Source organism: Amycolatopsis sp. NPDC023774 (genome assembly GCF_040639695.1).
Taxonomy (GTDB): domain Bacteria; phylum Actinomycetota; class Actinomycetes; order Mycobacteriales; family Pseudonocardiaceae; genus Amycolatopsis.
This window is the reverse complement of sequence record NZ_JBFAAJ010000012.1, coordinates 1-11259: the sequence shown is the minus strand read 5'-3', so window position 1 is coordinate 11259 and position 11259 is coordinate 1. Positions and strand designations below refer to the sequence as shown.

Genomic DNA, 11259 nt, shown 5'->3' with positions numbered 1-11259 from the left:
GTCCGTTCGTGCCGCGCAGACGCAGCTCAGGCGGGGCGGCCCAGCAACGCGAACGCCCGCGCGGCCAGCTCCCTCACCCGAGCCCACTCCGGCGCGGTCGCCAGCGCCTCGAACGACCACGGACCCGTCGGGCCGCTCATCTCTTCGAGGAGGGCGTCGAGCTGCGCCAGCACCGCGACGGTGTCGGCGGGCAGCGTGTCCTTCAGCGCCGCGAAGTACTCGTCGAACTCCAGCGCGAGCTCGTCGGCGTCGCGCAGCCCCTCCTTCTCGAGGAGCGCGATCTGCGCCGCAGCCGGCTGCGCCAGATCCCCGACGGCGATGACCAGGTGCCGGAAGAAGGACTCCTCGTTCTCGCGCGAGACGCCGGCAACCGCGTTCCACTGCGCCCGCAGGAAACCCAACCGCTCGGGGTCCGCGACGGTGCGCAAGGCGGCGATGCGCCCACCCCGCGTCTCCACGATCGTCAGCCCGACGACGTTGCCGCCGGAAAGGAAGAGGATGCCCGGGCCGCCGTTGACCTCCGTGAGGACGAAGTCCGACACGGAGGCGAAGCGCGCGAGCGTCGCGGCGGCGTTGCGACGGACGGCGGCGCGGCCGCGGACGTGCACGCGTTCGCCGCCGCCGAGGTCCATCCACGTGGCGATGTCGGCCACCAGCAAGTCTTCGAGCAGCTCCAGCCGGCCCGATCGGACGGCCGTCATGAAGCTCTCGGTGAGCCGCATCGAGCCGCTGTCGGAAGTCGGGAACCGGGTCTCGCCCGCGTCGATCCGGCGGCGGGCGCGACTGTAGTGCTGTCGGGCGCCGGCCTCGGTGAGCTCCAGCAGGCTCGCGAGTTCCGGGTAGGGGTAGTCGAAAGCCGTCCGCAGCACGAAGACCGCGCGTTCCACCGGGGTCAACGCTCGCATCAGCACGAGCATCGCGAACGACACGGACTCACGCTGTTCCACCGTCTCCAACGGCCCCAGTGCCCCGCCGCCGGTCAGCACGGGTTCCGGGAGCTCGTCGCCCGCGGCCGACTCGTGCCGGGCGTGGGCGGACGTCAGGCGGGTGAGGCAGAGGTTCGTCACCGCTTTCGTGAGCCACGCGCGGGGAGCGGTGATGCCGCCGTGGTCGGCGCGGCGCCAGCGCAGGTACGCGTCCTGCACCGCGTCCTCGGCGTCGGCCGCGGAACCCAGCAGCCGGTAGGCCAGGCCGAAGAGCCGGCCGCGTTCGCCGTCGAAGAGTTCGGGCGTGGTTGTCACAAGGCGCTCCCCTGCTCAGTCTCCACTGCACCCCTGCAGGAAAACCGCCACCACCACAGTAGAGAGGGGACCCCGTGTCCACCACCCGCGAAACCGTCGAACGCTTCTACACCGAGGCCGTCAACGGCCGGCGCTTCGACCTGTTCGACGAACTGCTCACCCCCGACGCCGTCAACCACGGTCCTGCCGACGCGCCGGCACGCGAGGCCCTCGTCGGCGCCGACCAGATCGTGCGCTCGGCGTTTTCCGACGCCGAACTGCACGTGGACGACATCCTGGTCGAGGGCGACAAAGCCGCCGTTCGCTGGACGTTGACCGGGACCCACGACGGCGACTTCCACGGCACGCCGCCCACCGGCAACGCGATCAGTCTGCGCGCCACCGTGGTCCTGAGGCTGCGCGCCGGGCGCATCGCCGAGCTGTGGCCGGTGCTCGACTTCCACGCCCTGCTGACCCAGCTCGAGGCAGCCTGACCGGAGGGCGCCGCCGTCGGACGGCGGCGCCCCTCGGTCAGCTCGCCAGCAGGACCGGCTGCGTCCCGAACGACACGTTCACTCCCGTGCCCGGCAGCAGTTCCGCCGCCGAGACGCTGGAGAGGTCGGCCAGCACCGCCGTGCCGTCGGACAGCAGCGCCCTCCCGCGGGTGACCGCGCAACGGAAGCTGTGGTCCGTCACCACCGCGCGACCGTCCGAGGCGGCCGCGAGCGTCACCGCCTCCGGACGCACCAGCACCGTCGCGGCGTCGCCGTCGGTGCGCCGGCCCGGTTCGGCCAGCACGAGCCGCTCCCCCGCGACGTCGACGGACGCGCCGCCGACCGCGACCACGCCCGGGAGGCGGTTCATCGTGCCCACGAACTCCGCGACGAACGCCGTCGCGGGCCGGGCGTAAAGCTCGGCCGGGCTGTCGCACTGCTCGAGGCCCGCATCACCCCCACGCGGTCGGCGATCGAGAGCGCCTCCTCCTGGTCGTGGGTCACGAACAGCGTCGTGATGCCCACGCGCAGCTGCAGCCGGCGGATCTCGTCGCGCAGCTGCGTGCGCACGAGGGCGTCCAGCGCCGACAGGGGTTCGTCGAGCAGCAGCACGCGCGGCTCGATCGCCAGCGCGCGGGCCAGCGCCACGCGCTGCTGCTGGCCGCCTGACAACTGGTGCGGGTAGCGCTTCTCCTGCGGCGACAGCCCCACGAGCTCCAGCAGCTCCCGCGCCCGCTTCTGCCGCGCGGCCGTGGCGACGCCGCGCAACCGCAGGCCGAACGCCACGTTGTCGCGCACCGTGAGGTTCGGGAACAGGCTGTAGGCCTGGAACACCATGCCCATCTCGCGCTTGCTGGCCGGCACGCCGACCACGTCGGTGCCGTCCACCAGCACCTCGCCGGCGTCCACTGCCTCCAGACCTGCGAGCACGCGCAGCGCCGTCGTCTTGCCACAGCCCGAGGGGCCGAGCAGCGCGACGAGCTCGCCCGGCGAGATCGTCAGGTCCAGCCCGTCAAATGCCCGGACCTCGCCGAACTCGCGGCGCAGGCCGCGGAGCTCGACCGACGCACCGGTCTTCGCCTGCGGAGTCTCCAGCACAGTTTTCACGCCACACCTCGCGAAGCCTTGCGGCGACCGGCCACATGGGACAGGACGAACAGGAGCAGGAACGCGACCAGCAGCGACAGCAGGGAAACGGCGACGGACACGCCCGCCTCCGACTGCCCGATGCTGACCGTCCACACGGGAAAGGGGTCCATCAGCAGGATGCTCGCGAGCGTGTATTCACCCAGCACCAGCGCCAGGTTGAGGAATGCGGCGCCGAACACGGCCGAGCGGATGTTGGGCACGATCACCCGCAGCAGCACGGTCGGCCACGACGCGCCGAGGCTACGCGCGGCCTCCACCAACGTCGGCAGCGAGATCGCCGCCAGTCCCGCGTCGAGCGTGCGGTAGGTGAAGGGCAGCGCGAGGACCACGTATTCCAGCACGAGGATCACGGGCGTCCCGTTGATCACCTCCGGCGCGTCGCGGACACCACGAGCACGCCGTTGACCAGCACGATCGGCGGGATCACCAGCGGGAGCAGGCTCAAGCCCTCGATGAGGCAGCGCAGCTTCGGCTTGCGCAGGTGGGCCCAGCTCACCGTGGGCACCATCAGCAGCAGCGTGAGCACCACCGTGCCGGCCGCGAGCCACAGCGACGTGCCGAGCGTGGGCAGCAGGTCCGGCTCGTCGAGGAGCTTGCCCCACGAGGCGAAGCTGTGCGTGTTGTTCACGTCGCGGAGGCTGAACTCCACCGACGCGCCCACCGGCACGAGGAAGTACCGGCCGAACAGCGTGAGCACCGTCCAGCGCAGGGCCTTGTTCTTCACGACAGCCACCTCGAAGCGCGCTTCTGCAGGTACGCGTAGATCGCCATCACCAGCGCGACCACCACGACCATGCCGAGCCCCAGCGCCTTGCCGTGGTTCTGCTGGTCGGCCAGGACGTTGCCGCTCACCAGCGAGCCGATCTGGATCGGCACGAGCGGCACCACGCCGGTGGTCAGCGCATAGGCCGTGGCGTAAGCGGAAAACGCGTCGGCGAACAACAGCAGCGTCGAGGCGAGGAATGGCGGCAAGAGCACCGGCACGGCGATCAGCCGGAAGTACTGCGCCCGCGTGGCCCCGAGGTTCGCCGCGGCTTCGCGCCACTGCTCGCGCATGCCCTCCAGCGCCGGGGTGAAGACGATCACCATCAGCGGGATCTGGAAGTACACGTAGACGATCGCGAGGCCCGTGAACGTGAAGAGGTTGAAGCCGCCGGCGTAGAGGTCGAAGCCGAGGCCGGCCAGCGCCTTCGTGACGATACCGGTGCTGCCGAGCGTCGCGATGAACGCGAACGCCAGCGGCACGCCGCCGAAGTTCGCGAGCACCCCGGCGGCGCTCGAGACGACCTTGCGCAGCAGGCCGTCGGGCTTCGAGCCCAGCACCGCGTTGGCCAGGATCGCGCCGAGGATCGCCCCGGCCGCGGCCGTGAGCGCCGAGAGCTCGATGCTGGTGGCGAACGAGCGCCCGAACTGGTCGGCGAACGCCGCGGTGAGGTTCTCCGTGGTGAAGGCGCCGTCGTTGTCCTGGAACGCGCCGATGGCGACCATCACCACCGGCGCGCCGAGGAACACGCCGGTGTAGAGCAGGAACGGCAGCAGGCCGAGGTGGCCCGCCACCGACGAGAGCACGCGCCGCGCGGACCCGGGGCGCACGGGCGCGGCGGCGGGAGCGGCCGGGGCCAGTCCCGCCGCCGCGGTGACGGTTTCGGCGGTCACGTCAGCCGAGCGCCTTGGCCCACTCGTCGGCCAGGACCTTCTTGGCGTCGTTGACCTGCGCGTCGGTGGGGAACTTGACGTCGCCCTCCACCTTCGGCAGGGCGGCGAGCGCGGCCTTGTCGGCGGTGCCGGCCGCTTCCATCTTCGGCAGGCGCGCCGGGCGCGAAAGGCCCTTCAGGAACGGGTTCTGGCCCTCGTCGGAGTAGAGAAACTCCTCCCACAGCCGTGCGGCGGCCGGGTGCGGGGCGGTCTTGCTGATGCCCTGGGCGTAGAAGTTCGAGTAGACGCCGTCGCTCGGGACGGTGACCTTCCAGTCGACCTTGCCTTGAGCTTCGCGGCGTAACCGGCCTGCAGGTAGTCCCAGTCGAGCGTGATCGGGGTCTGGCCGCTCTCGATGGTCGCCGCGCTCGACTGCACCGGGATGAAGTTGCCGGACTTCTTCAGGTCGGCGAAGAACTGCACGCCTGGCTTGATGTCGGCGAACGAACCGCCGTTGGCCAGGGCCGCGGCGTAGACGCCGGCGAACGCCGCGCCCGCCTTCGTCGGGTCGCCGTTCAGCGCGACCTTGCCCTTGTACTCGGGCTTCTTGAGGTCGGCCAGCGTCGTCGGCGGGTCGGTTACCTTCGACGCGTCGTAGCCGATGGAGATGAAGCCGCCGTAGTCGAAGAACCAGGAGCCGTCGTCGGCCTTCTGGCCCGCCGGGATGTCGTCGAAGGTGGTGACCTGGTAGTGCGCCAGCAGGCCGTCGGCCGCGGCCGAGAGGGCGAACGCGCTGCCGAGGTCGACCACGTCCGGCGCGCGGTCCTGGCCCTTGAGCTGCTTGACGGCGTTGATTCGTCCTGGCTCGCGCCCTCGGGGTTGGCCTCGTTGACCTTCAGGCCGTACTTCTTCTTGAAGGCGTCGAGGATCTCGCCGTAGTTGGCCCAGCCGTGCGGCAGGGCGATCACGTTGAGCTCACCCTCCTTCTTGGCCGCCTCGACGAGCTTGTCCATGCCACCGAGGTCGGCGGCGGACGTGGCGGTGGCAGCACCCGAGCTCTGCTCCGAGCCCGACGCGCCACCCCCGCAGGCGGTGAGCAGGAGCGTGCCGGCGGCCGCGAGGGCGGTCAGGGCAGCGAAACGTGTTTTCCCTAGTCCAGTCCTTTGATACCCGGGGTGTGGGAATGCCGAGCGAACAGTCCACGAAGGACACAGCCGGGCCGTGAACCGGACGTGAATGGCCAGTGCCCTGCTCACGCACGATCATCACCGGGAGTCACATCGCGACGGGCCCATCGCGGTTGGTTATCTTTGAGAACGGTGTGGTCACGACAAGAGTCGCCCAGTTTCCGGAAGTTCCGGGAACTGGGCGACTCTTGTCGGTCTCTTGCTCGTTCTCGAGGTCGTTCTCATGTGGACTGGGAACCGGTGCGCGCCGAGGCCGCCACCACGGCGCGCACCGGTTGTCTGGAGCGGTGGGCTACGGGTAGCTCACCAGGTTCACCGGCCGCGTCCCGTCGGGCGTGGTCGCGCCCGTCGTGTTGATGACGTGGGTGATCGTGCCCGCGTGGTTCAGCGACACGGTGACCATGTCGTGGAACCGCACGCCCGGGGTGTTCGGCGCCTCGTACGCGTGGGCGCTGGCCACCGACGGATTGGTGTTGAAGAAGCAGTAGCTGCCCAGACCCCAGGCTTCGTGGCTCGTCACGTTCGGGCCCACCTTGTAGGCCGAGTAACCCTGTGTGGAGCCGTTCATCCAGGCGGCCTGGTTGGGCACGTCGTAAGGCATCTCGTTCTGGAAGAAGTACGTGCGCCCGCCGTTGCCGTTCCAGACGACCTGCGTCTTCTGGTAGTGCTCCACGAACAGGCCGTACATCGTGACGTTGTTGCCGTTGACGGTCAGCCCGTTGTCGGCGGTGTTGGTGTTCCAGCCGACGAAACTGTTGTTCGCCGCGTGGTCGGCGCGCCAGATCCACATGTGGTCGCCGATCACGTTGTTGCTGTTCACCACCAGGCTGTTGGTCGCCTTGCCGACGGCCGGGCCGCCGATGCGGAAGAACACGTCGTGCAGCGACGTCGGGTCGGCCGAGTGATCGGCGGTCGAGCCGGGCGCGCCGACCTGCATGAGCGTGTTCGAGTTCGTCGTGCCGGCGTCGATGAGCAGGCCGGCGACCTTCACGCCGTTGACGTCGTCCACGTTCATCGCGGTGATGCCGTTGTCGGGCACCAGGGTCGCGATGCCGAGGCCGAGGACCACAGTGTCGGGGCGGGTCACGTGCAGGGTCTGGTTAAGGTGGTAGACACCCGGCGTGATCAGCAGGTTCTTGCCCGCCGCGAGCGCGGCGTTCAGGTCGGCCGCCGAGGCGCCCGGCTTGGCGATGTAGAACTGGTCAATCGGCAGCGAGGAGCCCGGCGCGGTGCCGTTCGCCCAGCTCGTGCCGGAGGTGTTGGTGCGCAGGGCCGGCACGAAGACCTGGTACTTGCCGGCGCCGTCGATGTAGAGGAACGGCTTCTCCCGGACCACCGGCGCCTGGCCGACCGTGGTGTAGGGCGGGCTCGGGAACGTGTTCTGCGGCGCGCCGTTCACGCCGACGAAGACCATGTTCCAGTTGGAGCCGTTCCAGCTGCCGAATTGCGAGTCGCGCGAGATCCACTGCTGCTGCGAGCCCGAGCGGACCTGGCCGTCGATCTTCGAGTCGGAGATCCAGCCGCCGCTGGCCCAGCCGCCGTCGTCGAGCTGCAGGTCGCCGCGCACGTGCATGCGGCGGTACGGAGCCGCCTGCGACACGGCCCAGCGGTCGGCGCCGCCGGTCGGGTTCACCGACAGGTTCTCGGCTCCGCGCCAGAAGTTCTGCGTCGCGTTCTGCGGCGGGAACCAGTCGGCTTCCACGTGCACGGCACCGTTGATCGTCACGGCGTCCGGGCTGAGCCCGAGGCCGAGGATCTGCGTGTAGAAGCCGACGTTCACGTCGTTGGAGTACGTGCCCGGCTTGAACATCACGGCGTAGCGCTGGCTGCCGAACTGGTTCTTCTCTTGCTGGCTGAAGATGCTGTTCAGCCTGCTCTGGATGCTGGCGCTCGACATCGACGGGTCGAAGACCACGACGTTCGGGCCGAGGTCCGGCTGGTCCGAGTCCGGAGGAGTTGTAGTGCCACCCACAGGAGTAATTGTGAACGATTGCGCACTGGTGTTATTACAGGTGTACTGCTGAAGCTGAACGCTGTCTGCGATAGAGGCGCTCGGCACGTCGAGGCACTTGCCACTGTTGCGGTTCACGAAGTGGTACGCACCACTCGACTCCTGGATCGGCTGCCACTGCTGGTTGACGCCGTTCGAGTAGGACCAGAGCTGCACCAGGCCACCGTCGGCCTTCGAGACGTCCGTGATGTCCCACGACTGCGCCGGGTTGAGCTGCGTGTTCACGCGCACGTAGCCGTCGCTGGTGGATTGGAACTGCCAGGCTTGGGAGGACGTCTGGTTGCACGCGTACTGCTGCACGACGGTCCCGTTCGCGCTCGCGGCGGCCTTCGCGTCCACGCACTTCCCGCTGTTCACGGACTGCACCGTGTACCACTGACCGGGCGCGATTTCGGCGGCTGTCTGGGCTCGGGGTTGGGCTCGTGCTTGAGATTGGGCTTGCCCTTGGGCTGCCGGCTCCGCCTGCGGCACCCCCGCATACCCACTCACCAGCGCGAACGCGGACAGCACCACCGTGCCCACTCTCCGCAATCCCATCGGAACCTCCTCCACCGCGCCGCGGCGTTCGACGAGCAGGAAACGGCAAGGCTCATGCCCAGACATGAAGACGCGGCGTAGCGGGCGGGGACCTCGGCGTCACAACCGGGTGAAAATGTAACGGCGGCCACACGGGGAGTCAATACAGGGCTAAAAATAAGTCATGAAGACGTTCTTGAGCTGGTAGTTCACGGGATGACACCCTGGTGACTCACGCTCCGGGGTCGTTCCCTGGCTCGTCGGGCCACGGTTGCTTGAGGTGTGAATCTTCCCAGCGGTGCATTTGTTGCTGCTGACCTGAGGTTTTGACGCTTGAGGCTCTTGTCGCACCCCCCTGCGAAGGCGGCCCGAGGCGGGGTGTACTCTTTGTTCACACGAGATGCGGAGTTCACCTCCGCTCCGGGGCTATGGCGCAGCTGGTAGCGCACCTCACTGGCAGTGAGGGGGTCAGGGGTTCGAGTCCCCTTAGCTCCACAGTGACGAATCACCGCCCACCGGAACAGAAGTTCCAGGTAGGGCGGTTTTTTCGTGTGACCAAACATTGAGTTTTGAACCAGCGAGCTTTGGCGATGACGTCGAAGCTGGAGCAAATCTGGAGCAGCAGGGCTGAAGCAGCGCAACGGGGTCACGTATCCGGCCGCGACTTGCGCGCCGACGGGTGAACCTTCAAAGGTGTTTCTGAAGCACAGCGTCTGCAGCGCGTACATCGCTGGCCGGCTTCGTCGCCGACCGAGCTGGCCAGCCAAAGGCTGTTTGATCAGCCGATCTCGATCAGGATGGAGCCACCCGGCATCATCTGCCGACGCAGAGGCCTACCGGCCCCAACGCGCTGTCGGGCAGCGCCTGATCCCGCGGTTGGTCGAAATGACGTTCCGCCTTGACTCGCCGTGCGTGTTAGACTGCCGTCGTCTCCTAGCGAGGATGCGGCCGTGCATGAAGGGCTGCGATGGCATGAGCGGCAGGGCTTCGACGCCCCCGCTGGCAATGCCAAAGGTATGGGGCACCCACTTTGCGCGTGATAGTGGACCTGATCGTACGAACGTGAACATGTGCGGGCCAGAACGCGGAATGGATCACGCATGCCCTCATCACTCCGTCATAAGCTGAAGGATGTTCGGCGGTCGTACACCGGCGAGGACAAGGCAAGCGCAGCAGCCGGCGTAGGCCGCGGCGAGCTGGGACTCGATCGCCGCTCACCGCAACAACGACGATTTCGCGCCTTCCTAAGGGGTGTCTCGTAACTGATCTTGTGGTTGGTGGGTTGGTGTTGCGGGTCAGTCGGTGAGGAGGATGTTGTGGAGGTGGGCGATGCCGGACACGGTGTCGTTGAGTGTGCTGGCGGCGCGGCGGTAGTCGCGCAGGATTTTCCAGCACTTCATCCGTGCCAGCGCGTGTTCGACGCGGGCACGGATCTTGCGGTGGCCGGCGTTGAGGTCTTCCTTCCAGTCCGGGAGATGGCTGCCGTCGCGGGGTTGGCGGTAGGGCATGATCACGGCCGGGTTGCCTTGGTAGCCGCCGTCGGCCATCACCGGGCGCCCCGCCAAGTGTCCGTTCGATGCTGGAGTCGCGGTAGACGGTGCAGTCGTTGCGGTTGCCGGGGTGTGCGTCGCCGGTGGCGATCACCAGCCGGGTGTCGGCGTCGATCGTGATCTGCACGTTCGCCGAGTACCGGTAGTTCTTCGACGGTGCCGCCAGCCGGTGATCCCGTGTCGGCACCAGGGTGTCGTCCACGATCGCGACCGAGTCGATCCACCGTGTGCGGACCGGGGCCAGCGCCAGCAGTGGACCGATCGTGTCGATCACGCGGTGCGCCGCGGAATGCGACACCCCGAACAGCGGCCCGATCTGGCGCATCGTCAGGTTCGTCCGCCAGTACGTCGCGACCAGCAGTACACGATCGGCCAGGTCAAGGCGCCACTGACGACCAGGCCGGCCATCGGCGATCTCGTCACCACCACGGCTGGCCACGATCCGCACCAGCTTACGAAACTGACCCGGTTCCAACCCCGTGAACGGGGCAATCCACTCCGACCGCGACGCCGAGATCACCTGCACCACACCATGATCAACCAACACCCCAACCGACCCACACCGGGTTACGAGACATCCCTTAGGCGCCCTGAAATCGACGGCCGTTTCAAGATCACCGCGATCAAACCCGCGGGCTTTTAATCCGCGGATTTGCCATGTCAACAAGCGTCACAGGGTGTCACCTAGGGCCAATTTGTGCAGGTCAGGCAGCAGTTTTCGGTGGGCCAATGGCAGGCAGTGTCGCGGCGTATCGGGTGCCCTCTTGAGCAACGGAGCCCAATCGGAGACCGACGTCGGCCGGTGGCGTCCACCAAAGCCACGCAGACCAGCGGTCTGCAGTGAACTGGCGACTTTGATGCCGCCTCATCGGTGCGTAGGCTTTGAGTGGGATCGGAGGGCCCTCCGGCTTCGTTCACCGTGCCGCTGGCTAGGTCAAACACGGTGACTCGCCCCCTGTACCAGCTACCGCCGAAGACACGGCACGGATGGGGGTTGACTTGTGCGATGGCCAGGTACCCGACGGTGCTCCGCCAATTGGTTGAGTTGAGCTTCGTCCCGGCGGGGCGACGCGGCATTCATGGCCGGGCTAGACGTGGTTTTCGGATTGCACAGGGCTTGACATTTCCGCCGCACGGAGCGTTCATATTCCATGGGCTGGACGTGATCCATCAGTGGGCGGCAAAGGATAGCGTTGAGTGCTGCCCATCACGGTTGGGTTCGATGCCTGACAAGACGGAGGGATATCCAGACCGGCTCGACACGGAGAGCGTATTGCCGTCTCTACCGAAATCGATGTGAGCTGAAACCGGCGACCCGACCGAGTTTCCGGGCGGAATTGAAGGACAAATGTATCGAACCCCTTGCGCACTGAACTCGCGAAAGGATAGTCGGGCCCTTCGAGGGACTGTAAGACGAGCGGTGTAACTCCCGATCATGGAAGTGCACCTGATGACCGAGATGATGTCCGGCGTGGAGAACGCTGAAGAGTCGCCGTC

Annotated in this window: 10 protein-coding genes, 1 tRNA gene and 1 pseudogene; 2 read left to right on the top strand and 10 right to left on the bottom strand. The window is 67.6% G+C overall.

Features of this window, described 5'->3' with window-relative positions; translation table 11 throughout:
- Positions 1-26 precede the first annotated feature (26 nt).
- Positions 27-1241 carry a sigma factor gene (locus AB0F91_RS24135; protein ID WP_360600692.1) on the bottom strand — a complete coding sequence of 405 codons (1215 nt, stop codon included), beginning with the start codon at positions 1239-1241 and terminating at the stop codon, positions 27-29.
- 74 nt (positions 1242-1315) lie between these two features.
- Between AB0F91_RS24135 and AB0F91_RS24130 the strand changes: the two genes are divergently transcribed.
- Positions 1316-1714, top strand: a complete 399-nt coding sequence (locus tag AB0F91_RS24130) for an ester cyclase (protein ID WP_360600690.1) — start codon at positions 1316-1318, stop codon at positions 1712-1714.
- Between the two features lie 37 nt (positions 1715-1751).
- Here AB0F91_RS24130 and AB0F91_RS24125 read toward each other — a convergent pair whose 3' ends face one another.
- The 8 genes from AB0F91_RS24125 to AB0F91_RS24090 form a co-directional block, all read right to left on the bottom strand.
- Positions 1752-2084, bottom strand: coding sequence for a hypothetical protein (locus tag AB0F91_RS24125; protein WP_360600688.1), 333 nt, complete (start codon positions 2082-2084; stop codon positions 1752-1754).
- Complete coding sequence (locus AB0F91_RS24120) at positions 2081-2821, bottom strand: ABC transporter ATP-binding protein (protein WP_360600686.1); 741 nt, start codon at positions 2819-2821, stop codon at positions 2081-2083. The genes AB0F91_RS24125 and AB0F91_RS24120 overlap by 4 nt, the downstream gene beginning before the upstream one ends.
- Positions 2818-3231 carry an ABC transporter permease subunit gene (locus AB0F91_RS24115; protein WP_360600685.1) on the bottom strand — a complete coding sequence of 138 codons (414 nt, stop codon included), beginning with the start codon at positions 3229-3231 and terminating at the stop codon, positions 2818-2820. Before AB0F91_RS24115 ends, AB0F91_RS24120 begins: the two co-directional genes overlap by 4 nt.
- Entirely contained in the window at positions 3228-3587 is a 360-nt protein-coding gene (locus tag AB0F91_RS24110) for a hypothetical protein (RefSeq protein WP_360600683.1), read from the bottom strand. The genes AB0F91_RS24115 and AB0F91_RS24110 overlap by 4 nt, the downstream gene beginning before the upstream one ends.
- Complete coding sequence (locus AB0F91_RS24105) at positions 3584-4519, bottom strand: ABC transporter permease subunit (RefSeq protein WP_360600681.1); 936 nt, start codon at positions 4517-4519, stop codon at positions 3584-3586. Before AB0F91_RS24105 ends, AB0F91_RS24110 begins: the two co-directional genes overlap by 4 nt.
- Position 4520: 1 nt before the next feature.
- Positions 4521-4661, bottom strand: a complete 141-nt coding sequence (locus tag AB0F91_RS24100) for a hypothetical protein (RefSeq protein ID WP_360600679.1) — start codon at positions 4659-4661, stop codon at positions 4521-4523.
- A 32-nt stretch (positions 4662-4693) separates the two neighbouring features.
- Complete coding sequence (locus AB0F91_RS24095; protein ID WP_360600677.1) at positions 4694-5308, bottom strand: ABC transporter substrate-binding protein; 615 nt, start codon at positions 5306-5308, stop codon at positions 4694-4696.
- A gap of 669 nt (positions 5309-5977) precedes the next feature.
- A complete protein-coding gene (locus tag AB0F91_RS24090) occupies positions 5978-8053 on the bottom strand; it encodes an RICIN domain-containing protein (RefSeq protein WP_360600675.1) in 2076 nt (691 codons plus the stop codon).
- 581 nt (positions 8054-8634) lie between these two features.
- Between AB0F91_RS24090 and AB0F91_RS24085 the strand changes: the two genes are divergently transcribed.
- Positions 8635-8707 (top strand) — tRNA-Ala (locus AB0F91_RS24085).
- An 800-nt stretch (positions 8708-9507) separates the two neighbouring features.
- Here AB0F91_RS24085 and AB0F91_RS24080 read toward each other — a convergent pair.
- Positions 9508-10288, bottom strand: a pseudogene (locus AB0F91_RS24080) (transposase family protein).
- Positions 10289-11259 lie beyond the last annotated feature (971 nt).